Origin of the sequence: Dactylosporangium maewongense (assembly GCF_039531485.1) — a bacterium.
In the GTDB taxonomy this organism is placed as follows: Bacteria; Actinomycetota; Actinomycetes; order Mycobacteriales; family Micromonosporaceae; genus Dactylosporangium; species Dactylosporangium maewongense.
Genome location: NZ_BAAAQD010000001.1, coordinates 1,331,738 through 1,357,025 on the forward strand (window position 1 = coordinate 1,331,738; position 25,288 = coordinate 1,357,025).

Consider the following 25,288-nt stretch of genomic DNA (forward strand, 5'->3'; position numbering starts at 1 on the left):
GGTCACTCCCCTCGCGGGTACGCCGGTCGCGGGCTACCCGCCGGACGGACCCGCAAACCGTGCCGTGCGGTCCCGTCAGCCCCGTGTCACGGCCCCGCCAGCGGGTAGGCGGGCTTCCCGAGCGGACGGGTGCCGCAGGCTGGCAGGAGGTCGGACGATGGTGCTGCACAGGGCGGGCCAGCAACGGCGGCCGCCGGTCGCGGACGGCAACCCGTTCGCGACGGTCGCCAACCCGGCGCTGGCCGAGCAGGTGTCCGGTCCCCGCGACGCGCTGGCCGAGGATCCGGTGCCCGCCGACACCGCCTGGCAGCTCGTGCACGACGAGCTCATGCTCGACGGCAACGCCCGGCTGAACCTCGCCACGTTCGTGACGACCTGGATGGAGCCGCAGGCGGTCCGCCTCATGACCGAGTGCGTCGACAAGAACATGATCGACAAGGACGAGTATCCGCAGACCGCCGAGTTCGAACGGCGCTGCGTCAGCATCCTCGCCGACCTGTGGCACGCCCCGGACCCGGCCGGCGTGGTCGGCTGCTCGACGACCGGGTCCAGCGAGGCGTGCATGCTCGCCGGCCTGGCCCTGAAGCGGCGCTGGTCGGCCGGGCGCGCGGCCGGCGAGGTCCGGCGGCCCAACCTCGTGATGGGCATCAACGTGCAGGTCTGCTGGGAGAAGTTCTGCAACTACTGGGAGGTCGAGCCCCGGCTGGTGCCGATGGAGGGCGACCGGCTGCACCTGACCGCGCAGGAGGCGGTGGCGCACTGCGACGAGAACACCATCGGCGTGGTCGCGGTCCTCGGCTCGACGTTCGACGGCAGCTACGAGCCGGTCGCCGAGATCGCGGCGGCGCTCGACGCCCTGCAGCGGCGCACCGGATGGGACATCCCGCTGCACGTCGACGGCGCCTCCGGGGCGATGATCGCGCCCTTCCTGGACCCGGACCTGGAGTGGGACTTCCGGCTCGGGCGGGTCGCCTCCATCAACACCTCGGGGCACAAGTACGGCCTGGTGTACCCCGGCGTCGGCTGGGTCCTGTGGCGCGACCGCGACGCCCTGCCGGAGGACCTCATCTTCAACGTCAACTACCTCGGCGGCAGCATGCCGACCTTCGCGCTGAACTTCTCCCGGCCGGGTGCGGAGGTCGTCGCGCAGTACTACACCTTCTTCCGCCTCGGCCGCGCCGGCTTCCGCGCCGTCCAGCAGGCGTCCCGCGACGTGGCCCTCCACCTCTCCGGCGAGATCGCCGCCATGGGCCCGTTCCGGCTGCTGACCCGCGGTGACCAGCTGCCGGTGTTCGCGTTCACCACCAACGCCGACGTCGAGGCGTTCAACGTGTTCGACGTGTCCCGGAGGCTGCGCGAACGCGGCTGGCTGGTCCCGGCGTACACCTTCCCCGCCAACCGCACCGATCTCACCGTGCTCCGGGTCGTGGTCCGCAACGGCTTCACCCACGACCTGGCCGACCTGCTGCTCGCCGACCTGCGGCGGCTGCTGCCCGAGCTGGAGGCCCAGCCCGGGCCGCTGCACACCGCCGGCGACGCCACCGGATTCCACCACTGAGGGCCGCTACAGTCACCCGCTCACTCACCCGATGCCGGCACCGGCCGGGCGTAGCATGGGACTTGCCTGCGAGACGACCGGGCGAAGCTGGTAAAACAGTGGAGCCGGATAGCACCAGGAGATCGAAAGGTCGATCGGTGTTGTCGAATACCTGAACCGGTAGCGCCGGAGAGGGTAGATCGCCTCGCAGGTTAATTTGCGTCCCCAGACGCGGCCCCAGGCAGCACTCCAGCACCGGGGCCCCGGCGCGCCGGTCAGGCGCTGAACGCCCCGCGCAGCATGTCGCCCCAGCCGGCCTGGATCATGCTGGTGAAGCGCCACTCGCCGCCCGTCTTGGCCATCACGTCGACGTATCGCATGTGCTGCACCTGCTCGCCGGTGGTGACCGTGCTGTCGGTGACGACGACCGCCAGGTCGGCGTTGAGGAACACGGGCCGGCGGTGGTTGTCCAGCCGCGGCCGCGGCTCGCCGACGGCGGCGCCCATCGCCTGGATGAACGTGGCGCGGTCCCACTGCTGGGTCACGCACTCGCCGGCCGAGTCGTTCGTCGTCACCGTCAGCGGGAACAGCGCGACGTCGGCCATGCGCTCGACGTCACCCCGCTCGGCGAGCGCGTCGTAGGCGGTGAACCAGTCCAGCAGCCGCGTGACGTCCTCGTCCTCGGGCGTGTAGGCGGCGCTGGTGATCGGGCTCTGGTCGGACAACGTCACTCCTTGGATCAGTTTCTCTGTACGCCGTAGAGAGTAACCGCGCTCCGCCCGTCCGGCAACCGCATTCGAAGCCGGGATGACGGCACGCGGGCTGCCAGAGATGTGCGCGACGCGCGGCAACGCAACGACAGGGTCCGCTGCGCCAGTGCTGACGCCGAGATCTTCGGCTTCCTCGCCGACTACTCACGCGAGGCGGTCATCCCCGGGCTGTTCCCGGAACCGGAGGACTGAACGGGTGCGGGCCGCCACGGCAAGTGCGGCGGCGAGCCGCTACTGCGGCTCGGGTGCCGGGTCCCGGCGCAGCCACCGCTCGTCCAGCGACGCCGGCGGGGCGGGGGCGCCGAGGTCGGCCGGGCGGTACCCGGTCGGGTAGCCCGGGTAGGTGCGGTTGCGGGGTGACGTTCCCAGCTTCGACACCCGTCGGGGCGGCAGGAGCAGCCACACCGCCGCCGCCCGGGCCCGCAGCGTCGCCCCGGACAGGGCGGTCAGCCAGCGTGGGGCGGGGCGGAAGCCGAACGCGGCGAGCATCGGCGGGTCCAGCATCGCGCGGACCCCCAGGCGGGCCATCGGCCGCAGCGGCGCCGGGAACCAGCTCGCGAACAGCCCGACCGTGTACTGCCCGACCCGGGCGTTGGCGTCGCTGTAGCGGAAGTTGGCCGCCTCGTAGTCGCGCTTGAACGCCCGGAACTCCTCGAAGTCCGACGGGATGTCGCGGATCGCCATGCGCAGCCCGACCTGGCGGTAGAAGTGGAACGCGGCGAGGCGCTCGTGCTCGGTGAGCGGCCGCCAGCCGAAGCGGTCCAGCCAGTCGATCGGGTCGTAGACGAACGTGGCCAGCACATACCGCATGTCGTCGTTGTCGATGGCATACCGGCCGTGGGCGCGGTTGATGACCCGCAGCGCCTCCCTGCCTCGCGGCGAGTCGTAGCCGTGCGCGGCCAGCTCCGCCATGAGCAGCTGCGTGTCGTCGTAGCGGCGCTGCGGCCGGTCCCGGAACTCGCCGGTCGCGTCGAGCAGGGCCGAGATCGACGGCACGCAGTACGTGCGGAACAACGCGAACTCGAGCGCCCTCGTGTAGTCCCAGGGGAACTCGTGACCGGCGGAGATCCGGTAGATCTCCTCGTGGTCGCGCGCCGGGTCCAGTTGCTCGATCCGTCTGCGCCAGCGCATCCGGTCAGCGACCACGGCACCCACCTCCGCCGTCAGCGTGCCACGGATCCGTCGCTGCCGGAAGCAGACGTTCCTGTGGAGCAAGCACGGCGCGAACACGCTCGTCGGACCCGACGGGATGGGCCCGGAGTACCGGTCGGTGGTCGCGATCAACGACGACACGCTGTACTCGTCGGCGTTCGTGGACCTGCGCAACGGCCCGGTGATCCTGACGATCCCGTCGACCGACGCCACCTACTCGCTATCCCGTCGGTGTCGGTGCCGTTGCCGGTCACGATCTGGAACCTGCGCGCCGACAAGTACTCCGCCGCCGGCGTCGACCAGACCGACCTGGCGGAGGAGTTCCGCACGTCGGTGCGGATGACCACGCTGCAGAACTACCTCGTCTGCCCGAAGGCCGGCGCGACCGAGATCCTCAAGCTCTCGATCACCGTCTACATCGGACGCACCCAGTCCGCGAACGCGCCCGCGGAGAACTGGCTGCCGGTGTCCGACGCCCCGTTCAACATCATGCTGCGGGTGTACGGGCCGGAGGACAACACCGACCCCGACAACAACCCGCCCTACAACCCGCCCTACAACCCGCCGCCGATCAACCTGAGCGACTGAGGCGGCCGGGTGTCACCGGCCCGGCGGCGACCGGGCCGGTTTCCGCCCGACCGCAGCTGGAGTCGCTGGGCGGTCAGGCCCACCATGCGGCGGTACCGAGAACGGCTGCCGCGGGGCTGGTCCCGGCGAGCGTCTCGATGGCTCCGGCGAGGCCGGTGACGGCGGCGAGGCCGATGCGCCGGTCCTGGGCGTCGAGGCCGGTCCGCAGGACGAGCACGGCGGTCCGGGCGGTCGCGGCACCGGGTTGTGCGTCGAGACACTGGCGGGCCCGGCGGGCGACCGCCAGCATCGTGTGCGCGGCGTGGTCGCTGTGTGGGTCGCCGGCGGTGCCGGCCGCCGCGGTGGCGGCCCGGGGCAGCAGCGCCGCCGGCAGGTGCGGGGCGATCTCGGCGACGGCGTTTGCCCGGGCCTGTCCGGGCTGCCCTGCCCGATCGCGGACGGTGTCTGGTTCGGTGGCGATCGCCTCGGCGGCGTCCAAGGCCTGGGCGCCGGTCTCGACGCGCTGGTGCTCCGGAAGGACGGGCAGCAGCCGGCTGAGGGCACTCACCCGGAGTTTGAGGTCGTCGACCTCGGCCGCGGCCGCGAGAGCGCCGGCGACGGAGGCGTCGCGGGCGGGTGCCGGCAGGTGGGGCGCGAGCCAGGTCAGGGCGAGAGCCCGCGGGTACGCGCCGGACATCCCGGTCGCCGCCCGCAGCACATGGTCGCGGCGGTGCGCGGGCAGGCGCGGTGCGAGGCGGCCGAGCTCCCGGGCCCGGGAGTGCTCGTCGTCGATGAGTAGTGCGCTGTCGACTGCCCGGTCGAGCAGGTCCGCCTGTTCGGTGGGGGTGCCGGCGGCGGCCGCGGGCGGGCCCGGCTGCGCGTCCCGGCCGTGCGGCGCGAGTGCGGCCAGGGCGTTCGCCCGTTGGTAGTGGTTGACGACCGCGGCGGCGAGTCGCAGCGCCCGGTCTGCCACGTGCGGCGGCAACGTGCCTGCCGCCGTCGCGTGCCCGAGGGCGACGAGAATCCGGGCCCGGTGCTTCGGTTCGGCCTCGGCGATGTCGAGCGTGAGGTCGAGGGCTGCGGCGCGGTCGTCTTCGGGCAGATACGGAGTGAGGCCCGCCAACGCCTGCCCCCGCGCGCCCCGGTCCGCGGCGAGGGCCGCCACGGCGACGGCGTCCCGGCACTGCTGCGCGGGCAGATGCGGCGCGAGCCCGGCGAGGGCCTCCGCCCGGACCCGCGGGTCGGTGATCGTCGCGGCGATGTCGAGCACGTCGCCGAGTCGGTCCGGGGGCAGATGCGGCGTGACCCCGACGAGCGCCTGTGCCCGCGCCGAGGCCGACACGATGCCGCGCACGGCGTCCAACACCCCATCGGCCGTCACGTCGTCGCGGCCGGGGACGCCGTGTTCCTGGCCGCGGGCGCCGGGGTCTCGGTCTGGGGCGCCGGTTGCCCGGCGGAGAGCGGTCGGGGCGAGTGCGGTCAGGGCGCGGGCCCGCCAGTCGTGGTCGCCGACGGCCGTGGCGGCGGCCACCGCGCGGCGGAGAATCACCGCGCGCATGCCGGCCGGGAGGCGTGGCGCCAGCGCGGTCCAGACCCGGGCGCGCAGCGCCGGGCTGTGCAGGGTCGGCACGGTGGCGAGGCCCTGGGCGGCCCGATCGGCCGGCAGGTGGGCGACCAGGGCCTCCAGCGCGCAGGCGCGGTGCTCCTCGTCGTGGATCGCGGTCGCCGCGGCGAGCGCGGCGTCGACGTGCCGCGCCGGCAGGTGCGGGGCGAGCCCGGCGAGGGCGGCCGCGCGCTCCTGTTCGTCGGCGATGGCCGCGGCGATGTCGAGGGCCCGGTCGGTGAGCCGGTCCGGCAGGTGGGCGGCGAGGCCGGTCAGGGTGCGGACGCGCTGCCACCCCGGGCTGGTGGCGGCGGCGTCCAAAGCTCGCCGGACGGCGGCAGCGCGGACCGTTTCCGGCAGGTGCGGCACGAGCGCGGTCAGGGCCCTGGCGCGCGGCTCCGGGTACGTCATGGCCTTGGCGGCGGCGAACGCGTGCGGCAGCAGCCGGTCCGGCAGCCGCGGGGCAAGGGCTGCGAGCAGCGCGGCCCGGGGAGTCTCGAAAGGGTGGCCGACGGCGAACGCGAGCACCCCGGCGAGATGCTCGGCGGGCAGGTGCGGCACGAGCGGCGTCAGCGCCTCGGCCTTGTAGAGCCAGTCGAAGTCGGCGGCCGCCTCGACGGCCCGCCGCAGTTGCGCGGCGTCCAGGTGCGGGGCGACGGCCGCGAGAGCCTCGCCGCGGTGCCCGGCGCTGAAGATCGTGGCGGCCACCGACAGTGCCCGGGCGATGACCTCGTCGCGTCGGTCGGGCGGTAGTACTGGCACGAGCGCGGCCCACGCCAGGGCCTCGTAGAAGTCGGGGTTCTCGACGGTGGCGAGGGCGTTCAGCGCGGCCGAGGCCTGGCCCGGATCCAGGTGCGGGGCCAGGTCGGCGATCGCGGCGCCGCGCCAGTGGTTCTCGTCGTCCGACAGCCGGTCGGGGTCAGGCACGGGGGGCCGGAACGCGAGCGTGTGCTCGAGGGTATCGGCGATCAGGGCCGGGCGGTCGCCGGACGGGACAGCCGGCAGCATGTCCACGACGATCTGCACCCGGTAGTACCCGCCGCTGGCACGCCCCTGCTCGAGCCAGTAGTCCACCCAGCTGGGTGTGTCGCGGCGGGCCAGCCGGTCGACGGTGCCGATCCCGGCCGCGCGCAGCCGGGCCGCGACCTCCGTGGAGGCGCGGTCGCGGCGGCTGTGGACGCTCGCCGCGACCAGGCCCAGCCACACCTCGTCGGCGAGTGACGGTGCCGGGCCGCCGTCGGCGAGGGCGGCGTCGGTCTCCGCGGCGGCGTGCCGGCGGGCGAGGTCGACGTCGGCGAGGAAACCTTCCACGTCGTCGTGGGCCTCGTGCGCCTCGAACCAGACGTTGACGAGCGTGCCGGTGAGCAGCAGGCGGCGCAGGTCGCGGTGGCGGCCGGAGGCGGCGAGGGCGGCGGCGAGGGTCCGCAGCGGGGCGAGGTCGTCGACGCCGGCCAGCAGCGGGTCGATGGCGAGCGCCGGCAGGCCGGCGTCGAGCCCACCGAACAGCGTCAGGTAGCGGTCGGGGGAGAGGTCCGGTCCCGTCACGCCGATCATGATGGCGTGCCGGGTCAACCCGCACGCTCAAGCCGTGCGAGTCGCCGTGCGCCAGGTCCAGGCGTACCAGACGATGAACGCGGTGCAGCCGATCTCCACGACGCTGTACAGGACGTAGTACGTCGCCGGTGTGCCGACGGCGAGGGAGGCCGCCTGGACGAGGGTCATCACGGCGCCGGCGGCGATGTTGGCCCAGCGTGCGGCCCGTTGCGGCAGCACCCGTGACAGCAGCACCATCCAGATCGGCAGCTGCATGAGGAAGCCGGCGCCGAGGAGGAACCCCGGGCTGATGCGCATGCCGTCGACCTCGCCGTCGAGCAGGTCGGTCAGCACGGCTGAGTCCATGTGGCCGAGGACGTCGCAGTACAGGTAGTTGAGCACCGCGAAGATCCAGAGGGTGGAGAGCAGGACGGCCCGGTCACGGCGGGTCGTCTGGTCGGGGAGCAGGGTCGTCCCGGTCACGGTGGTGGGCCGCCTTTCCGCGTCAGTGCCGCGCCGGTGCGCGGCGGTTCTGACGGTATGTGTGGCGGCTCGGCGGTCGTACCCTCCGCGGAGGGAACCTGGCTGGTCCTCTGGAGGGAATCAGTTCACTGCCCGGGGGTGACGAAGCCGGACTCGTAGGCGGCGACGACGGCCTGGGTGCGGTCGCGGACGCCGAGCTTCGCCAGCAGCGTCGCCACGTGCGACTTGACGGTCTGCACGGACAGGAACAGTTCGGTGGCGATCTCGGCGTTGGACAGGCCGCGGGCCAGCAGGCGCAGGACGTCCCGTTCGCGTTCGGACAGCTCCGGCAGGCCCGCGCCGGAGGGGGTGGCGAAGCGCTCGATGATGCCGCGGGTCGAGGCGGGGAACAGCAGCGACTCGCCGGTGCCGACCACCCGCGCGGCCTCGATCAGCCGCGCTGGCGGGGTCCGTTTCAGCACGAACCCGCTGGCGCCGGCGCGCAGCGCCCGGTACACGTACTCGTCGACCTCGAACGTCGTCAGCACCAGCACCCGCACCGCCGTGCCGCCGGCGGTGATGCGGCGGGTCGCCTCGATCCCGTCCGTGCCGGGCATCCGCACGTCCATGAGGATCAGGTCGGGCGCGGGATCGGCGGCGGCGATCGCGACCGCGGTGTCCCCGTCGCCGGCCTCGGCGACGACCTCCCAGCCGGGCTCGGAGGCCAGGATGGCCCGCAGCCCGATCCGGACGAGCGGATCGTCGTCGACGATGGCGATCCTCATCGCCACACCGTACGGTGCAGCGCGCAGCCCAGGCAGTCGCACCCGGCGGTCAGGCGGCAGGCGGCGGCCCCGTCGGGCAGGGCGGCGCCCAGCGGCACGACGGCGCGGACCGCGAACCCGCCTTCGGTGGTGCGTCCGGCCGTGGCGTGCCCGCCGAGCAGCGCGACCCGGTCGCGGATCGACGCCAGCCCGAGCCCCGTGCCGGCGACCGGCGATGATTCCCGGAGCGGGTTGACGACCGACAGGGCCACGATCCGCTCGTCCGCGGCGAGGTCGACGTCCACGTCGCCGCCGGGGGCGTGCTTGGCGGCGTTGGTGAGCGCCTCCTGCAGCACCCGGTACACGCCGCGGCCGACGACCGGCGGCAGCGGACCGAGCCGGATCCGGGACCGCACCCGCAGACCGGCGCCGGCCGCGCCGTCCAGCAGCGCCGTGAGGTCCCCGGCGCCCGGCAGCGGCGCGAGGGCGTCGGGCCCGTGCCCGCGGATGCCGGCGATGATGCGGTCCAGCTCGCCGAGGGCGGCCCGCCCGCGCTCCTCGATCGTGGCGAGCGCGGCCCGGGCGAAGGCGGGGTCACGGTCGAACACGTGGGCGCCCGCCCCGGCCTGCACCACGATCATGGACAGGAGATGGCCGATGCTGTCGTGCAGCTCCTGGTCGATGCGTACCTGTTCCTCGGCCCGTACGGCGCGGGCCAGCACGGCGGCCTCGACCTCCTTGCGGCCGGGGCCGAGCGCCCAGACCGCGAGGCGGCGGTGCCATCCCGCGAGGGCCCGCAGCGAGCCGCGCAGCACCGGCACCGCCGCGACGAACGCGACCGGGCCGAGCAGCGACCAGGCCGTCCCGGCAGCACCGACCTCGATCCGGTCGCTCATCCGGTCGGCCAGCGCGACCAGCGGCCAGAGCACGAGCAGCGGCGAGGCGGCGTACAGCAGCACGACGGCGGCGCCGAGCGGCCCGCTGACGGCACGGACCAGCGTCCATGCCAGCACCCGCCAGCTGTGCGGGTCGCGGACCGCCGAGGCCGTCCACCGCAACGGGTCGGCCAGCCGCCGCCACCGCGGGTGCCGCGGATACACCGCGCGCCGGAACCCGATCGGCGCCGGCGCCGCCACGTCCTGCCCCAGCAGGACCCGGGCCAGGAGCCGCTCGAACCGCCCGATCGGCCGCAGCAACAGGTGGGCGGCGAGCAGCAGCACCACGGTCACCGGCGCGAACCGGGTGACGATGCCCGACAGGTAGAGCGAACCGACCAGCGCCGCCCAGAACACCCCGAAGACGGCGCCGAGCAGGAGGTACCCCGCTTCCCGTAGCTCCCGGCCGGTCACGAGCACATCGTGCCAGCCGTGCCGGTGCCGTCGCGCCAGGCGGTCCGGGGCGTCGACGCCCGCCCTGCTCGCCGTTCGACCCCGTCGTGATGACGCCCGGATTGTGCCGAAGGGCCTCCCGCGTGGATGCGTAGCGTTACTGTGCGATTACCTTAGGTGTCTGGAGTGGTGCATGAAGTTCGTCCGACAGGCTGCGGCGGTCCTGGCTGCCGCGCTCGGAACGGGCGGTCTCGTTGCCGTCTCGGCGACGCCGGCCTACGCCGCCACCACGACGTTCACCTACACCGGCTCGGTCCAGACGTACACCATTCCCGCCGGCACCACGAAGCTGCAGGTCGTGGTGAAGGGCTCCCAGGGCGGCGGCGGTGTGGGCGGTGGCGGCGGCACCGTCACCGCCGTCATCACGACGCCCGCCGGGCTGGGCAACAAGATCCAGGTCATGGTCGGCGGCACCGCGGGCTGGAACGGTGGCGGCCTGTCCGCGCCGGGCGGCGGCGCCGGCGGCGACGCCTCCGACATCCGCCAAGGTACCTGCGCCGCCACGGACTCCTGCGGGTTGAGCGACCGCACCGTGATCGCCGGCGGTGGCGGCGGCGGGACGGTCTATCCCGGCGGCGGTGGCGGCAAGCCCCCGTCGCCGGCCTTCCCGTCGAACACGGCGGGCAGCGGCTTCGCGTCCCCGGGCGGTGGCGGCACCCAGAGCGCCGGCGGCGCGGGCGGCGCGGCATTCGGCGCCGCGTCCCCGGGTGGCGCGGGCACCCTCGGCTACGGCGGCAACGGCGGCCCGAGCGGCTCGAAGAGCGGCAGCGGCGGTGGCGGCGGCTACTACGGCGGCGGGGGAGGCGGCGCCACCGCCAACCCGTCGGCCGAGGGCGGCCCGGGCGGCGGCGGGAGCAGCTACGTCGACCCCGCCCGGGAGGACTCGCCGTCCACGTTCGCCAGCGACGACAACTACGGTGCGGGCTCGATCTCCTTCACCACCCTCGGCCCGCCCGAGCCCGACAACGTGACCGCCGAGGTCGCCGCTGGCACCGGCGACGTCGCGCTCGACTGGGACGCGCCCAGCGGTGGCGCCGACTCCTACGTCGTCTACCAGAGCCTCACCAGCGGCGGGTCGTACGCCGCCGTGACCTCCGGCAGCTGCTCCGGCGTCACCGGCACGGCCTGCACGGTCGGCGGCCTCACCCCGGGCACGGTCTACTACTTCACCGTCGCCAGCGTGCTGAGCGGCGCCGAAGGTTCGCCGTCGAGCCCGGTCAGCATCACCGCCATCGGCCCGCCGGCCGCCCCGACCGGCGCCGCGGCCTCCGTGACCGGCGACGGCACCCTCACCGTCACCTGGACCGACCCGGCCACCGCGAGTGGGCCCACGACCAACTTCCAGGTGCTGGTGTCGCTCGGCGGCGGCACGTACACCGCGGCCACCGCCGGCACCTGCGCGGCCGGCACCGTCACCAGCGGCTGCACCGTCACCGGCCTCACCGGCGGCGGCAGCTACCAGTTCAAGATCGTGGCGGTCAACGCCGCCGGCAGCGGGCCCGCGTCGGACCCGTCGACCGCCGTCACCGCCGTGGCCGCACCGTCGGCGCCGACGCCGGGCGCTGTCACGGTCACCGGGTCGGGCACCGTCACCGTGGCCTGGACCGGCCCGTCCGGCAGCGTCACCGGGTTCAAGGTGTACGTGTCCAGCGGCGGCCCGTACACCGCGGCCGGCTCGGGCACGTGTGCCGGAACGCCGGTGAGCAGCCCGTGCACCGTCACCGGGCTGACCCCCGGCCAGGCGTACCGGTTCAAGATCTCCGCCGTGGCGTCGGCCATGGAAGGCAACCAGTCCGTCCCGTCGGCCGAGGTCACCGCCGTTGCCGGCCCGCTGGCGCCCGGCACGCCGGTGCTGACCGTCGCCGGCGACCGCAGGCTGCGCGTCGCGTGGACCTACCCGACCAGCAGCGCAACCCCCGCGGCGCGCTTCACCGTCGAGCTCTCCAAGGGCGGCGGCGCGTACACCGCCGTCACCAGCGGCGACTGCGCCGGCCCCACCGCGAGCCCGTGCGACGTCGGCGGCCTCGACGCCGGCGCCGGCTACCGGGCCCGGGTGACCGCGGTGAACGCCGCCGGCACCGGCAGCCCGTCCGACGGGTCGGCCCCGTTCACCGTGGTCGCCGCGCCGGGCATCCCCACCATCACGAGCGCGGAAGCGGGCGACGGGCAGGTCACCGTCACGTGGACCGCCGGCCTGCCCGCGACCGCGGACACCTACCACGCGGCCGCGTATCCGGCCGGCTCCAGCACCCCGGCGTCGGACTGCCAGGCCACCACCCCGGCCCTCACCTGCGTCATCCACGGCCTGACCAACGCCACCGCCTACACGATCAAGGTGTACGCGTCGGGAGCCGTGGACTCGGACCCGAGCCAGCCGGTCACCGCGACGCCGAGCGCCGCACCGGACGCCCCGACGGCGACCGCGACCGGCGGCGCCGCCTCGATCACCGTGCAGTGGACCCCGCCCGCGGCAGGCTCAGGCATCGGCGGCTACCTGCTGACCGCGGACCCGGGACCCGCCACGTGCCACGCCGAGGCCACCGACACCAGTTGTGTGCTGGGCGCGGTCGCGGGCACCTCGTACACCGTGAAGATCGTCGCGGAGGGCACCTTCGGCCGCGACTCGGCGCCGGCGGTCACCAACGCGGCGACCGCGACGTCGCCACCCGTGCCGGCCAGCACCCCGGCCCCCGACGCGACCCTCACCACCGACCAGGGCGACATCCACACCGCCACCCCGGGCCAGGAGGTCACCGTCGTCGGTCACGGCTTCGCCCCCCACTCGACGGTCACCATCGCGATCTATTCGGCGCCGGCGCTGCTGGCCACCGCGGTGGCCGACGCGCAAGGCGACGTGCGCCAGCCGGTGACGGTGCCGGCGAGCCTGGCGGCCGGCGAGCACACGGTGGTGGCGCTGGGCGTGGACCGGTCGGGCGTGACACACACGCTGGCGTTCACGGTGACGGTCCAGGCGGCGGGTGCCGGCCTGCCGGTGACCGGCCTCGCCCTGACCTGGATGCTGCTGCTCGGCGTCGCCTCGGTCCTGACCGGCGCCACGCTGACGGCCATCGGCCGCCCGCGCGCGTGAATCCGCCCGCGCGCGTGAACCCGGCCGGACCACAGGGCCCGGCCGGGCGGGGTCGGGAGCGGGGGCCTCAGCCGGGCGGCACCGCCACCGGCAGCCGGGTCCAGTGCAGCCCGTCCGGCGACGTGTACAGCGCCATCAGGTCGTTGGTCACGTAACGGCCGGGTGCCGTGGTCAGGACCGGCCAGAACCCGTCGTGGTCGGCGAGGCCGGTCACCGGCGCGGGCGCCCGGTATGTGCCGCCCTTGCCGGCGTACCACTCGGCGAGCTTGTCGTGCACCGTGCGGATCACGTGGGTGCCGTCGGCGGCGAGGTACGTGTCCTGACCGTGGTCCTTGTACGGCACCGTGTGCTCCGGATCGGCGGTCGTCCAGGTCTGGCCGCCGTCGGTGGTGCGGTACATCAGCACCCGGCGCGGCTGGCCGGTCGTGACGACGGCGTAGGCGCTGGTGCCGTCGACGGTCGCGACCGAGACGATGCCCGGGTCGGCCGGGTCGGACTCGGCGAACACGTGCGTGCGCCAGGTCTGGCCGCCGTCGTGGCTGACCGCGAGGCCGAGACGGCCGTCCGGGGCCGTCCCGCCGACCCACAGCCCGGCGCCGACTGGCGTGGACAGCACCGTGTCCGGCCGCATGTCGGGCTGGTTCGCCAGCGTCCGGGCCTCGCCGGTCCGCGGGTCGACGCCCCGCAGGCCGCACCGGTACGGGCCGGTGTAATCCTGCTCCCTGCGCTCGTCCGTGCAGGTCGCCCAGCCGCCGGCCGGCACCGTGCCCACCGTGCCGTCCACCGGCCGCACCAGCTTCCACGTCCGCCCCCCGTCGGTGCTGACGTGCTTGACGTCGACGGACTCGCCGTCGAAGTGGGCCAGGACCACGCCGGGCGCGGGTGCGGAGATGTCGTCGACGATGCCGCTGTACCGCTCCGTCCAGGTGGCGCCGTTGTCGTCGGAGCCGAGCAGCCGGCCAGGGCAGCCGTACTTCGACATGTTCTCGCACTGGAACGGCGCCCACTGCACGTACAGGTGCTTGCCCTCGCCCGCCACCGGCCCTTGAATCCCCACTGCGGGGACGGCCGTGGTGCCGGGCGCCGACGGCCGTGGACTTTCCGTGCTGGCCGGGCCGGACTGCGGCGCCCCGCTGCCGGCCACGGCCACCACCACCGCCACGACGAGCGCGGTGAGACCGCCGGCGGCCGCGGCCGCCCACCGCTGCCGGGCGCGTCGGCGCCGCCACGCGGCGGCGTACACCGCCCGGCTCGACAGCCGGCTCGGCGGTGCCGTGGTGGCCGCGTCGTCGAAGCGTTCACGCAGAGATGTCATGGCGCACCCCTTCGTCGTCGCCGAGGAGCTCCTTGAGCCGGGCGAGCGCCCGCGCCGCGTGGCTCTTCACGGTCCCCTCGGAGCACCGCAGCGCCTCGGCCGTCGCGGCCACCGACAGGTCCTGGTAGTAGCGGCACACCAGCACCGCCCGCTGCCGCGGTGGCAGCTGCCCCAGCGCGGCCGTGAACGCCGCCCGCGCCGCGGACCGCTCGGCGTCGTCGGGTCCGGCCGGCTGGTCGGGGACCTCGGCGTGCGTCAGCTCGCGGCGCCGCCAGGCGCGGCGGGTCTCGGACAGGTACGCCCGCACCAGGCACGTGCGGACGAACGCGTCCAGGGCACCGTGGTCCTGGACACGGCCCCAGCTCACCGCCAGGCGCATGAACGCGGCCTGGGTCAGATCGTCGGCCCAGTGCCAGTCGCCGCACAGCAGGAACGCGGTGCGGCGCACGGCGTCACGGCGCGCGGCGAAATAGTCGTCGAACTCTGGCGGCGGCACAGGTTCTCTCGGCATGGACACCTCCCTACCAGTTAGGTCAACGGCGGGCGGGCATCCGGTTTACCGGCCGACAGGGAATTCGGCGCACACGAGCGCCGGTCCGATGCGCCCGCTCATCACCGCGCGTCCTGGCCTTGACGTGCCGTGCCACTGTGCCTGGCATGTTTCCGAACCGCTTCACCTCCGGGACCGCGGTCCTGGTCGCCATAACGTTGTTCACCGCCGGCTGCGACACCGAACCGTCGCCCGAGGGCCGCCCATCGACATCACCGTCTCAGGCCGCCGGACCGTCCCGCCTGCCGTCGGGAATCACCTGGTACGACGAGCTCGATGGCACGGTCGGCGTCTTCGACCCGTCCAACGGTCGCGTGCTGCACCAGGCAGCAGTGTCCGGCGGCGAGCACCCCGGCCGCCTCACCGTCGCGCCCGGAGGGACCACCGCCGTCGGGCTGCGGCGCTGCAAGCTGCAGGTGTACCGCTGGACCGGTCAGACGTTCGCGCTGGAGAAGGAGCACCCGCAGCCCGCCGGGCTCTGCTTCGACCACGCCACGTTCCGCGAGGGCCGGTTCCGCATCGAGACCACGCGCGACCCGGACTCGAAGGTCACCGACACCAATCCGTGGTTCACCCTCGACCCCGCCGCGGCACAGACGCTGCGGCAGGAGGAGCCGGTCGCCGCGATCCACCCGGCCAAGCTCACGATGACCGGCCGGTCCGGCACCGGGACCGTGCAACTCAGCGGTCTGCGGGTCACGGCCGCGGATCTGCGCGAGGTCAGCGGCCCGCGGTTCCGGTACTTCTGTAAGCAGGCGATCGACGACATCCGGTTCTTCTGTGTTGCGAGCTCCGACGAGCAGGACGCCGACAAGACCCAGCCGTTCGGCGTGCTGGCCATCGCGACCTTCGACCTGAAGACGCAGGCCGTGGTCTCACTCGAGCAGGTCATGCCCGCGTCGCAGATCTTCGTGTACGCGGCCGCCCTGTCCCCGGACGGCAAGGACTTCATCATCCGCACTACCTCCGGCCAGTGGCAGCGACTCGCTCGCGACGGCAGCCACACACCGGTGCCGATCCGGGGTGAACCCATGGGCGAATCGCCCGACTGGGACATCCACTGGCTGTGACCGGCCGTCGTCCCACCTCGGGACGGGTGGAGGTCTGAGACACCACAACGGCGGCGGGGGACCCGCATCTGTGGATCCCCCACCGCGACGGTGGCTTACGGCATCATCAAGGACGAGCCTTGGCACATCCAGGACATAGGGTCATAGCATGTTGGACGGTGCGATCGAGGCGTACCTGAGCCATCCGGAACTGATGATCGGAGTGCACCCCGAGCCTGAGACGCTGAAGCTGGAAAGCGGTGCCGCCGCGGTTGCGTCGTCGACGCAGATCCTGCTCAGAGTCCGCGCACAGATAGCACCGGTCCGTGTTGCTTTCTGGAGTCAGGTCGGCATCAAGGCTGGCACGCTCGTGGTGGACGCTGTTCTGGAGTTTCCCACAACGTTCGTGCACGTGTTCGACACGGACAAGACCGTGTTCTACTCCCGGCGGATCGGCGGCCCCGGCCGCCACCGGGTGTGCGTGTTCGTGGACGATCCCGGGGCGGCTTCGCGCGTCCACCTGGCAATCGATGCGTCGCCGCGAGTCGGGACCTCCGGCGCCGCCGCCGGGATCGGGTCGGTGCGCTTGTCCGACGGTGACGACGCGGGTTCGGAGCTGGAGTTCTGGTTGGCCGAGTACGACCGGCCGCTTCAGCGCCTGTCTCGGGCCATCGCATGCGTCGCTCGGCGCGCTGCCGTCGACCGCGGTCTGTTCACGTACGACATCCGCCAACTTGTCGAATGGGTGCGATGGCTTACGCCGTCGCTTTCGCTGGAGGAGGCCCAGGCAATGGGCATCCTGCTTCGCGACGGTATTCGCGATTTTGAGAAGCCGGTTACGGCCTTCCAGATAGACGCGCTCGCCGGCAACGTCATGGATCGAATCTCGGCCGACCTCTAGGTCAACGGCGGGCGGGCATCCGGTTTACCGGCTTCCAGGAATTCCGGCGGACCTCTTAGAAGCCCAGAACCTGCCTCGCTTCGGTGATGACCTGCGCGGACGCGACATGGGCCCACGAGGTGAACAGTGAGCGGAAGTCGGCGCCGTACTGCTCCGCCACCGCCGGGTCCTGCTCGAATCCGGGTCCGGCTGATCGACGTCACCGAGCGGGGCGGTCGGCTGCAGCCGACCGGACTGCTCTGGCTGGGGTCGCTGGCGCTCGCCATGACTCCCGAGCTCAAGCGTCAGGTCGAGCCGGTGGTTGGCGCAGACGGGCAGTTCGTCGAGCTGACCTGCGATGACGGAGAGTTCTGGATGTTCGTGCCGCAGGTGAGGGACGTGCTGGACGAGGCACGCTCCCACATCGTTCGCTTTTCCGGGGGAAACGTCATGTACGTGGAACGACATGCGTTCAAGGGCGCCGAGATTGCGGACACCGTCGCATTCCGGATTCTCCAGGTGCCGAACGGACCCATGTTCTGCGCGCGGCAGCTGGTCGAGGCGTTGGACTCGGAGCAGGGTGTCCGGTTCGCCGAGGTATGGCGGGGCGAGTCGGACTGAGGCAGCTCCTTCAGGAGATGCGGGCGCCGGTGTGGATGGCGACGGCGTCGTGGGCGGCGACGTCCGTGCGGAACCAGCCGGTCGCGTCGACGGTGATGACCGGGCCGGTGCAGGTGGTGCCGCTCTTCTCGCCGTGGATGACGTCGCAGTAGCGGCCGGCGGGCATGTTCGTGCGGTACGAGCGGCCGGTGACCGCGAAGTCCTCGTCGTTGATGGTGATGTAGCCGGCGCTGCCACGGCCGAACGCGATGTGCTGGAAGCCGTTGTCGTACCAGTTGACGACGCCGGTGCCGGTGACGGCGTTGCGGAACGCGACCATGTTGGCGATGGCCTGCCAGCGGTGCTCGCATCGCCAGCCGCCGGTGAAGCAGGTGCTGTTGTTGGTGCGCCCGGACGCGTCCGACGGCGGGCCCTGGTTGCGGTCGGTGAACTCGTAGCTGGACATCACCGTGGGGGAGCCGTACGGCCACGCCAGCATGAACGCGTTGGCCAGGGCGTAGATGCCGTTGTCGCGGTAGGTCAGGGTGCCGGGGACGTCGCGCTGGGTGTCGTGGTTGTCGACGAACACGTTGGCGACGTTGCTCGGGATGTACCCCCAGCCTTCGCCGAAGTTGGACAGGTACGCGAGCCGCTCGTTGCGGAACACGCGGGCGAGGTCCTTGCCGTACCGGAACTCGTGCACGTCGCCGTTGCCGGTGTACTCCTGCGGGGTGATCGGCTCGCCCGCGCCGTAGATGACCTCCTGCACCATGTACACGGACCGGGACAGCCTGGCCTTCAGCGCGGCGATGTCGGCGGCGGGCATGTGCTTGCTGGCGTCCATCCGGAAGCCGTCGACGCCCAGCGACAGCAGGTCGTTGAGGTAGCCGGCGAGCCGGTCACGCACATAGGTGGCGCCGGTGTCGAGGTCGGCCAGGTTCGCCAGCTCGCAGTTCTGCACCTCGTAGCGGTCGTTGTAGTTGACGATGTCGTCGTTGCCGTTGCGCCCGCAGTGATGGAAGTCCTGGGTCTGGTACGTGCCGGGGTAGTCGTAGTGCGTCCAGGCGGATCCGCCCCAGCCCGGGCCGCTCTTGTCGGTGTTGGCCATGTGGTTCACGACCGCGTCGACGATGACCTTGACGCCGGCCGCGTGGCAGGCGCTGACCATCGACTGGAACTGCGCCCGGGTGCCCTTGCGCGACTCGATGCGGTAGCTGACCGGCTGGTACGCGACCCACCACTCCTGCCCCCGCACGTGCTCCTGCGGCGGGGAGACCTGGACGTAGCCGTAGCCGCGCGGCCCGAGGAACGCGGAGCACTCGGACGCGACCGAGGTCCAGTTCCACTCGAACAGGTTGGCGATGACGGTCTTCGGCCCGGCGGTGGCGGCCTGGGACGGTGTCGCGACGGTCGCCACGGTGGTGGTCAGCGTCGCGAGCACGACGGCGGACAGGACGGCAGCCAGGGGCCGGCAGCTCGGCATGGGGTGCTCCAATGACAAGGCGGCGGAAACCCAAGTATCGATGACCGTGCCTGCTACCGGCAACCTCGACGCGGCCGGTGTACCGGCGAGGTCATAGGCGATGTCTATGACCGTGGTTCCGGATCGGCTGCTACCGGAGCGTTCCGCCGGGCCGGAGCCTGAATTGGTGATCGTTCTTGCTGAGGCTCGTGGGCGTCGCGTGCCGGTCCACGCCGCCGGGCTCGGTGCGGCCGTCGTGCTCGGTGCGGCCGCGGCCGCGCTCGGCGCGCGGGTGCCCGTGCTGGGCGCGCCGGTCTTCGCCGTCGTCGCCGGAGTGCTGCTGAGCCCGCTGGCCCGGCGCCGGTCCGAGGTACTGCGACCGGGGCTGGACCTGGCCAAGGGGCCGGTCCTGCAGATGTCCGTCGTGCTGCTGGGTGCCCAGCTGTCGCTCGGCGAGGTGCTGCACGTCGGCGCGGGGTCGCTGCCGGTCATGCTCGGCACCCTGGCGGTGTGCCTGCTGCTGGCCTGGCTGGCCGGCCGCCGGCTCGGGGTGTCCGGCGACCTGCGCACGCTGATCGGTGTCGGCACGGGCATCTGCGGCGCCTCCGCCATCGCGGCCACCACCCCCGCGCTGCGGGCGAAGGGCGGCGACGTGGCGTACGCCATCTCGACGATCTTCGTGTTCAACGTCGCCGCCGTGCTGGTCTTCCCGCCGCTCGGCCACGCGCTCGGCCTGAGCCCGCACGCGTTCGGGCTGTTCGCGGGCACGGCGGTCAACGACACCAGCTCGGTGGTGGCCGCCGCGGGCGCCTTCGGCGGCGACGCCGACCGGTACGCGGTCGTCGTCAAGCTGGCCCGGACGCTGATGATCATTCCGGTGGTGCTCGCCGTGACCGCCTGGACCCGCCGCCGTGAGGAGCCCGTGCGGACGTCGAAGGCGCGTCTGGCGGCCTCCCTCGTCCCGTGGTTCCTGATCGCGTTCCTCGGCGTCGCCGCGCTGAACACCGGCGGCCTGATCCCGGCCGGGGGGCAGGAGGCGCTGCACCGGCTGGCGCTGCTGTGCATCGCGATCGCCCTCGCCGGGGTGGGCCTGTCCGCCGACGTGGCGGCCATGCGCCGGGCCGGTGTCCGGCCGCTGCTGCTCGGCCTCATCCTCTGGGTCGCGGTCAGCGCGACCAGCCTCGGGCTGCAGCACCTGCTCACCGGATGACGGCCCGGCCCCACCGGATGACGGCCCGGCCTTACCGGATGACGGCCCGGCCGGAGGGCGGCTGTGACAGACTGCGCACGATGCCGCTGCCGCCCTGGATGAACGACCTGCCGGCGCTCGACCTCCTGGTCTCCGTCGCCGAGACCGGCAGCGTCGGGCGCGCGGCGCAGGCGCACGGGATCACCCAGCCCAGCGCGAGCGCGCGGCTGGCGAAGCTGGAGCGCCGCCTCGGCGTGTCCCTGCTGGTGCGCTCCCGGCGGGGAAGCCTGCTCACCCCCGCCGGCGAGGCGGTCGTCGCCTGGTCGCACGGCGTCATCGACGCCGCGCACGCCCTCGCCGACGGCGTGCTGACCCTGCGCGCCGACCGGCAGGCGCGGCTGCGCCTGTCGGCGAGCCTCACCGTGGCCGAGCACCTGCTGCCGGGCTGGCTGTTGAGCCTGCGCCGCACCCACCCCGGCCTCGACATCGCCGCCGACGTGGCGAACAGCCAGGGCGTCGTCGAGGCCGTCCGCCGCGGCGTGGCCGACCTCGGCTTCGTAGAGTCGCCCGACATCCCCGCGGACCTCGGCTCCCGCGCCGTCGGTGAGGACCGGCTCGCCCTGGTCGTCGCCGCCAGCTACCCGCTCGCCGCGCACGCCTGGCGCGAGCTGCGGCCCAGCGACCTCGCCGACCAGCCGCTCCTGCTGCGGGAGCCGGGCTCCGGCACCCGCGACACCTTCCTGAACGCGCTCGAACAGGCGCTCGGCTTCCCTCCTGTACTGCCGCACGCCATCAGCCTCGGCTCGACCACGACGATCCTCGCCACTGTCCGCGCGGGCGGCGGCGTCGGCGTGATCAGCGCCCGCGCCGCCGCGCCCGCCGTCGCCGCCGGCGACCTGGTCGAGCTCCGGGTGGCGGGCCTGCACCTGTCCCGCCCGCTGCACGCCTTGTGGCTCGGCCGCACCCCGACCGCCGTGGCGGCGGAACTGCTCGACATCGCGGCGCGGTGAACGCCGCGACGAGCACCCAAGTCGGCGCGCCGGAAGTGCACCTGGCCGTGACGTGCACTGACTGAAAACGATGGGTCGTTCGGCCGATGAAACCGTCCGGACGTCGTGATCTTCCGTCCCGAAATCGTCGTAGGGCTCCCTTAAGCTCTGCCCCGTGGCGTACCCGCAAGCACAGTCATGGCTGGCCATCGACTACGGCACCTCCAACACCGTGGCCATGTTGTCCTGGCCGGACGGCCGGGTGCGGCCGCTGCTGTTCGACAGCTCCCCGCTGCTGCCCTCCGCCGTCTGCGTCGACGACGACGGCAGGCTGCTGACGGGCCGGGCGGCGCAGCGCAAGGCGCGGCTGGTCCCGCAGGCCTACGAGCCGAACCCGAAGCGCCGCGTCGACGACCTGGAGCTGCTGCTCGGCGAGCAGCCGGTGCCGATCGTGACGCTCGTCGGCGCGACCCTCGGCCGGGTCTGGCAGGAGGCCGTGCGGGCACTGTCGGAGCCACCGGCGAGGGTCGTCATCACCTGCCCGGTCGAGTGGGGCCCCGCCCGCCAGTCCGTGCTGCTCGACGCCGCCCGGCACGCCGGCCTGCCCGAGGTGACGCTGCTGCCGGAGCCGACGGCCGCGGCGACGTATTTCGCGACCGTGCTCGGCCGCGAGCTGCCCCAGGGTGGCTGCCTGGTGGTCTACGACCTGGGCGCGGGCACGTTCGACGTGTCGGTGGTGCGCCGCGGCCCGGAGACGTTCGAGCCGCTGTCGTTCCGCGGCCTCGACGACTTCGGCGGCCTGGACCTGGACGAGATCGTGCTGTCGATCGTCGGGGACATCGTCGGCCGCACCGCCCCGGACGAGTGGCGGCGGCTGCGCAACCCGAGCACGACCGCGGAGAGCCGGGCGTTCCGGACGCTGTGGCAGGACGCGTCGGAGGTCAAGGAGGCGCTGTCCGCCCAGTCCTCGGCGGCGCTGCTCGTGCCGCTGGTCGACCAGGACGTCCTCGTCACCCGCGAGCAGTTCGAGGAGCTGGCCCGGCCGCGGCTCGCCGACACCATCCGGATCACCACGCAGTGCATGCGGGAGGCGCGGGTCGCGCCGGAGCAGGTCGGCGCGGTGTTCCTGGTCGGCGGCGGGACGCGGATGCCGCTGATCGCCACCATGCTGCATCAGGCGACGGGGATCGCACCGACGGTGCTCGACCAGCCGGAGCTGGTGGTGGCCGAGGGGGCGCTGCGGTCGGTGGCGCACCTGCCGGCACCGGCGTTCGCCACGGCCGCCGGACCGGTCTCGGCGCCGCTCGCCCAGCCCGCCGCGCCCGTCACCCCGGCCGCTGCGCCGGCGGCGCCCGCCTCGCCCGCTGCCGCACCGGGCGCGCAGGGGTTCCCGCACGGAGCGCCGGTCGCGCCCGCCTCACCGGCGGCCGGGCCGGTGTCGCCCGCGGTCTCGGTGCCGGTCAGCGGGCCGTTCGCCGCGCCGGTCAGCGCGCCGTTCACGCCGCCCGGGTCGCCGGCGGTCGCGCCGGTCAGCGGGCCGAATGCGCCGGTGTCGGCGCCGGTCGGGATGGACTCGCCGGTGAGCGGGGCGTTCCAGCCGTCGGCGGAGTGGCCGGCCGGACCGTACCCGCCGCAGCCGGGACTCGGCACGGGCTACCCAGGTGTGCCATCGGTGCCGTCGGTGCCGCCGCAGGGCAGCAGCCGCCCGACCGAGTTCATCACGATGCCTGCCGGGACCACGGTGCAAGCCGTGGTGCTGACCGTGATCGGTATCGCCGCCTACCTCCTGGGCATCACGCTCGCCGCCGACGAGGCGCGCACCTACTACAGCTCCTACTCCTACACCACCTCGTTCTACGGTGAGGAGGAGGCGGCCAGCGCCCTGCTGTTCCTGTGCCTGCCCGGGTGCCTGATGCTCGTCGCGGCGGCATCTGCGGTGGGCGGGCTGCTGCGGCGCCGCCAGCTGCACGTCGACGGCACCGGGCTGCGGCTGCTCGAGCAGGACCCCGGCCCGGACCTGCGGCTCAAGGCGTTCGGCTGGATCGTGCCGTCGCTCGCGCTGGCCATCGGGTCCATCTGCTTCGTCGAGTACTGGTTCGAGGACGGCGACCAGGGCTGGCTGCTCATCCTGCCGTTCCTGGCCGGGCTCGCCGGGCTGACCCACGGCGTGCTCAAGCTCCGCCGGATCGAAGCCGGGCGCCACCGGTGGCTCGGACAGCTCCGGCAGGCGCCGCCGTCGGCCGCGGGTGCGCGGATGGCGATCGAGACGGATGCGTACCGCTGGGCGGACGTGCACTCCGTCACCGTGCAGCGGGTCGGAGCCAACCGGCACCGTTCGGTCGTGATCGTGCCGGCCGACCGCAGCGAGCTGCACAGTCCGGCGTCCGCGCACCGCCGCATCCTGTTCAGCGGGACCGCGTTCGTGTTCGCGGACCTCGACGCCGCAGGGATGCCGGCGCGGCGGGTGACCGCCGCGATCGAGCAGGTCAGCGGCGGCAAACTGGGCGGCGCCGTCGGTCGCTGAGCGCACGGCGGCCGCCGCCGGGGCCCGGGGCGCCCGGTCGCCGCTGGGCGCGGGGTGCCGCCGTCGGTCAAGGCCGCCGCCGTCGGTCAAGGCCGCGGTTGGGCTCGCGGCGCCGCCGTCAAGGCCGCCGTCGGGCTCGGCTGCTTGGCTGCCGCTGGGTGCGGGGCGCGGTCGTCGGTCAGGGCTGCCGCCGTCGGTCAAGGCCGCCGTCGGGCCGGGGTGCCGCCGTTGGTCAAGGCCGCGGTTGGGCTCGCGGCGCCGCCGTCAAGGGCGCCGTCGGGCTCGGCTGCTTGGCCGCCGCTGGGTGCGGGGCGCGGTCGTCGGTCAGGGCTGCCGTTGGGCTCGCGGTGCCGCCGCCGTCAGGCCCTGCGTGCCGCCGTTGGTCAAGGCCGCCGTTCGGGCTTGGGGCGCCGCCGCCGTCGGGTCGGGGTGCCGCCGTCGGTCAAGGCCGCGGTCGGGCTCGGATCGCCGCCACCGTCAAGGCCGCCGCTGGGCCGGGGTGCCGACGTCGGTCAAGGCCGCTGTCGGTCGAGGCCGCGGTCGGGCTCGGATCGCCGCCGTCGTCGGGAGCTGGGGGCGGCTGTTGGTCAAGGCTGTCGTTGGGCTTGGGGCGCCGCCGCCGTCAAGGCCGCCGTCGGACCCTGGGTGCCGCCGCCGGTCTTGGCCGCCGCTGGCTCCGGGGCACCGTCGCCGGTCTTGAACGCCGCTGGGTTCGGGGTGCTGCCGCCAGTCACGGCCGTCGGCGGGTGCGGGGCGCCGGTCTCGATCGCCGTGCGCAGCAGCGCTGCGAACAGTGCCAGGCTCGCCAGGACGTAGACGTTGCCGACGACCGCGGCCACGATCGCCCGATCGCCCTCGGTGGTCCAGATGAGCCGGCTGCACAGCACCGCCCAGGCCCCGCTCGCGACGGCGACCGCGCCCGCCTCGGCCAGCACCACCAGCGCCGGGATGAGCCACACCAGGTGGTGGCCCCAGCTGATCGGGCTGCACAGGCAGCCGAGCGCCCCGGTGAGCGCGAGCCCGAGCCGCACGTCGCCGGTGCGGCGCACCGCCCAGCACCAGGCGGCGGCGAGGACCGCCGACAGCGCCACCCACGCCGGCACGGCGGCCGCATCCGGCAGCAGCCGCACCAGCGCGCCGTACAGCGACTGGTTGAACACGAACCCGGGTTCGCCGACCCGGCCGAGCTCGAAGAGGGCGCCGAGCCAGAACCGCCGGGAGGCGTCCGGGGCGACGGCGGCGGTCAGGGCGCCGGCCGCACCGAACGTGGCCGCGGCCGTGGCGGCCGCCCGGTATCGCCTGGTCGCCAGCAGGTACAGCACGAACACCAGCGGGACGAGCTTCACCGCGGCCGCCAGCCCGATGCCGATCCCGGCGAGGCGGTGCCGTCGCGCGACGAGCAGCCCGAGATCGGCGGCCACGAGCCCGAGCAGCACCAGGTTCACCTGGCCGAACGAGAACACCGCCCGGACGGGGTCGAGCATGGCGGCGCTGGCGGTCGCGCAGAGCAGCACCGCGCCGGGCGGCCAGCCGGTGCGGGCGGTGAGGGGGCCGACCAGCCAGGACAGCACCCCGGTCAGCGCGGCGGCGCTCACCACGAAGCTCGCGCCGACGGCGACCGGCCAGGGCGCGACGGCGAGCGGCGCCATGAGGATCGCGGCGGCCGGCGGGTAGGTGAACCCGTACGGGCTGCCGGGCAGCAGGTACGCGTACAGATCCCCGCCGGCCAGCCAGGAGCTGACGGCGCCGCGGTACACCCGCAGGTCGAACAGGCCGTTCCAGCTGGTCAGGGTGGCGCTGACGAGCACGGCGGCGAGGAGGCCGGCGCCGGTCGCGACATACGCCACCCGCTGCCGCATGCGATCA

At 73.8% G+C, this 25,288-nt stretch carries 21 protein-coding genes; 11 read left to right on the plus strand and 10 right to left on the minus strand.

The window, feature by feature from the left end:
* The first annotated feature begins 157 nt into the window (after positions 1-157).
* Positions 158-1,558 carry a glutamate decarboxylase gene (gene gad, locus ABD332_RS05985; RefSeq protein ID WP_344500316.1) on the plus strand — a complete coding sequence of 467 codons (1,401 nt, stop codon included), beginning with the start codon at positions 158-160 and terminating at the stop codon, positions 1,556-1,558.
* A 254-nt stretch (positions 1,559-1,812) separates the two neighbouring features.
* On the opposite strand, the gene ABD332_RS05990 is transcribed toward gad, so the two are convergent.
* A complete protein-coding gene (locus tag ABD332_RS05990; protein ID WP_344500318.1) occupies positions 1,813-2,262 on the minus strand; it encodes a DUF4440 domain-containing protein in 450 nt (149 codons plus the stop codon).
* 108 nt (positions 2,263-2,370) lie between these two features.
* Between ABD332_RS05990 and ABD332_RS05995 the strand changes: the two genes are divergently transcribed.
* Positions 2,371-2,499: a hypothetical protein gene (locus tag ABD332_RS05995; protein WP_344500320.1), complete on the plus strand. Its 129-nt coding sequence runs from the start codon at positions 2,371-2,373 to the stop codon at positions 2,497-2,499.
* 39 nt (positions 2,500-2,538) lie between these two features.
* On the opposite strand, the gene ABD332_RS06000 is transcribed toward ABD332_RS05995, so the two are convergent.
* Positions 2,539-3,672 (minus strand): oxygenase MpaB family protein, encoded by a 1,134-nt coding sequence (locus ABD332_RS06000; protein ID WP_344500322.1) that lies wholly within the window; start codon positions 3,670-3,672, stop codon positions 2,539-2,541.
* Between ABD332_RS06000 and ABD332_RS06005 the strand changes: the two genes are divergently transcribed.
* Both ABD332_RS06005 and ABD332_RS06010 read left to right on the plus strand, forming a co-directional pair.
* A complete protein-coding gene (locus ABD332_RS06005; RefSeq protein ID WP_344500324.1) occupies positions 3,557-3,802 on the plus strand; it encodes a DUF1254 domain-containing protein in 246 nt (81 codons plus the stop codon). The genes ABD332_RS06000 and ABD332_RS06005 overlap by 116 nt on opposite strands.
* On the plus strand, positions 3,691-4,047 hold the full coding sequence (locus ABD332_RS06010) for a DUF1214 domain-containing protein (RefSeq protein WP_344500326.1): 357 nt from the start codon (positions 3,691-3,693) through the stop codon (positions 4,045-4,047). Before ABD332_RS06005 ends, ABD332_RS06010 begins: the two co-directional genes overlap by 112 nt.
* A gap of 73 nt (positions 4,048-4,120) precedes the next feature.
* On the opposite strand, the gene ABD332_RS06015 is transcribed toward ABD332_RS06010, so the two are convergent.
* From ABD332_RS06015 to ABD332_RS06030, 4 genes are all read right to left on the minus strand, one after another.
* The gene (locus ABD332_RS06015; RefSeq protein ID WP_344500328.1) at positions 4,121-7,174 is read right to left on the minus strand and encodes a hypothetical protein; all 3,054 of its coding nucleotides are present in this window, start codon (positions 7,172-7,174) and stop codon (positions 4,121-4,123) included.
* A gap of 36 nt (positions 7,175-7,210) precedes the next feature.
* On the minus strand, positions 7,211-7,645 hold the full coding sequence (locus ABD332_RS06020) for a DUF6326 family protein (protein WP_344500331.1): 435 nt from the start codon (positions 7,643-7,645) through the stop codon (positions 7,211-7,213).
* A 125-nt stretch (positions 7,646-7,770) separates the two neighbouring features.
* Entirely contained in the window at positions 7,771-8,409 is a 639-nt protein-coding gene (locus ABD332_RS06025) for a response regulator (protein ID WP_344500333.1), read from the minus strand.
* A complete protein-coding gene (locus tag ABD332_RS06030) occupies positions 8,406-9,737 on the minus strand; it encodes a sensor histidine kinase (RefSeq protein WP_344500335.1) in 1,332 nt (443 codons plus the stop codon). The genes ABD332_RS06025 and ABD332_RS06030 overlap by 4 nt, the downstream gene beginning before the upstream one ends.
* A gap of 172 nt (positions 9,738-9,909) precedes the next feature.
* Here ABD332_RS06030 and ABD332_RS06035 point away from each other — a divergent pair, with 172 nt between their 5' ends.
* Positions 9,910-12,864 carry a fibronectin type III domain-containing protein gene (locus tag ABD332_RS06035; RefSeq protein WP_344500337.1) on the plus strand — a complete coding sequence of 985 codons (2,955 nt, stop codon included), beginning with the start codon at positions 9,910-9,912 and terminating at the stop codon, positions 12,862-12,864.
* A gap of 67 nt (positions 12,865-12,931) precedes the next feature.
* Here ABD332_RS06035 and ABD332_RS06040 read toward each other — a convergent pair whose 3' ends face one another.
* Together ABD332_RS06040 and ABD332_RS06045 are read right to left on the minus strand one after the other, a co-directional pair.
* On the minus strand, positions 12,932-14,179 hold the full coding sequence (locus ABD332_RS06040; RefSeq protein WP_344500339.1) for a WD40/YVTN/BNR-like repeat-containing protein: 1,248 nt from the start codon (positions 14,177-14,179) through the stop codon (positions 12,932-12,934).
* Positions 14,163-14,690, minus strand: a complete 528-nt coding sequence (locus ABD332_RS06045; protein WP_344500341.1) for a SigE family RNA polymerase sigma factor — start codon at positions 14,688-14,690, stop codon at positions 14,163-14,165. Before ABD332_RS06045 ends, ABD332_RS06040 begins: the two co-directional genes overlap by 17 nt.
* A gap of 146 nt (positions 14,691-14,836) precedes the next feature.
* Here ABD332_RS06045 and ABD332_RS06050 point away from each other — a divergent pair, with 146 nt between their 5' ends.
* The 3 genes from ABD332_RS06050 (at position 14,837) to ABD332_RS06060 (ending at position 17,279) form a co-directional block, all read left to right on the plus strand.
* Positions 14,837-15,799, plus strand: a complete 963-nt coding sequence (locus ABD332_RS06050) for a hypothetical protein (protein ID WP_344500343.1) — start codon at positions 14,837-14,839, stop codon at positions 15,797-15,799.
* A gap of 148 nt (positions 15,800-15,947) precedes the next feature.
* A complete protein-coding gene (locus ABD332_RS06055; protein WP_344500345.1) occupies positions 15,948-16,679 on the plus strand; it encodes a hypothetical protein in 732 nt (243 codons plus the stop codon).
* Positions 16,680-16,805: 126 nt separating this feature from the next.
* Positions 16,806-17,279: a hypothetical protein gene (locus ABD332_RS06060; protein ID WP_344500347.1), complete on the plus strand. Its 474-nt coding sequence runs from the start codon at positions 16,806-16,808 to the stop codon at positions 17,277-17,279.
* 10 nt (positions 17,280-17,289) lie between these two features.
* Here the strand turns inward: ABD332_RS06060 and ABD332_RS06065 are convergent, their stop codons facing one another.
* Positions 17,290-18,741 (minus strand): alpha-amylase, encoded by a 1,452-nt coding sequence (locus ABD332_RS06065; RefSeq protein WP_344500349.1) that lies wholly within the window; start codon positions 18,739-18,741, stop codon positions 17,290-17,292.
* Positions 18,742-18,907: 166 nt separating this feature from the next.
* On the opposite strand from ABD332_RS06065, the gene ABD332_RS06070 reads away from it, so the two are divergent.
* The 3 genes from ABD332_RS06070 (at position 18,908) to ABD332_RS06080 (ending at position 23,422) form a co-directional block, all read left to right on the plus strand.
* Entirely contained in the window at positions 18,908-19,930 is a 1,023-nt protein-coding gene (locus ABD332_RS06070; protein ID WP_344500351.1) for a YeiH family protein, read from the plus strand.
* A gap of 80 nt (positions 19,931-20,010) precedes the next feature.
* Complete coding sequence (locus tag ABD332_RS06075; protein ID WP_344500353.1) at positions 20,011-20,919, plus strand: LysR family transcriptional regulator; 909 nt, start codon at positions 20,011-20,013, stop codon at positions 20,917-20,919.
* A gap of 154 nt (positions 20,920-21,073) precedes the next feature.
* Positions 21,074-23,422, plus strand: coding sequence for an Hsp70 family protein (locus tag ABD332_RS06080; RefSeq protein WP_344500356.1), 2,349 nt, complete (start codon positions 21,074-21,076; stop codon positions 23,420-23,422).
* A 587-nt stretch (positions 23,423-24,009) separates the two neighbouring features.
* Here the strand turns inward: ABD332_RS06080 and ABD332_RS06085 are convergent.
* A complete protein-coding gene (locus tag ABD332_RS06085; protein WP_344500358.1) occupies positions 24,010-25,281 on the minus strand; it encodes a glycosyltransferase 87 family protein in 1,272 nt (423 codons plus the stop codon).
* Positions 25,282-25,288: the final 7 nt, after the last annotated feature.

Coding starts and splice junctions, on each gene's coding strand:
- ABD332_RS06025 (WP_344500333.1), bottom strand. CDS start 8,409: ATGAGGATCGCCATCGTCGACGACGATCCGCTCGTCCGGATCGGGCTG.
- ABD332_RS06050 (WP_344500343.1), top strand. CDS start 14,837: ATGTTTCCGAACCGCTTCACCTCCGGGACCGCGGTCCTGGTCGCCATA.
- ABD332_RS06040 (WP_344500339.1), bottom strand. CDS start 14,179: ATGACATCTCTGCGTGAACGCTTCGACGACGCGGCCACCACGGCACCG.
- ABD332_RS06075 (WP_344500353.1), top strand. CDS start 20,011: ATGCCGCTGCCGCCCTGGATGAACGACCTGCCGGCGCTCGACCTCCTG.
- ABD332_RS06045 (WP_344500341.1), bottom strand. CDS start 14,690: ATGCCGAGAGAACCTGTGCCGCCGCCAGAGTTCGACGACTATTTCGCC.
- gad (WP_344500316.1), top strand. CDS start 158: ATGGTGCTGCACAGGGCGGGCCAGCAACGGCGGCCGCCGGTCGCGGAC.
- ABD332_RS06005 (WP_344500324.1), top strand. CDS start 3,557: ATGGGCCCGGAGTACCGGTCGGTGGTCGCGATCAACGACGACACGCTG.
- ABD332_RS06035 (WP_344500337.1), top strand. CDS start 9,910: ATGAAGTTCGTCCGACAGGCTGCGGCGGTCCTGGCTGCCGCGCTCGGA.
- ABD332_RS06055 (WP_344500345.1), top strand. CDS start 15,948: ATGTTGGACGGTGCGATCGAGGCGTACCTGAGCCATCCGGAACTGATG.
- ABD332_RS06065 (WP_344500349.1), bottom strand. CDS start 18,741: ATGCCGAGCTGCCGGCCCCTGGCTGCCGTCCTGTCCGCCGTCGTGCTC.
- ABD332_RS06085 (WP_344500358.1), bottom strand. CDS start 25,281: ATGCGGCAGCGGGTGGCGTATGTCGCGACCGGCGCCGGCCTCCTCGCC.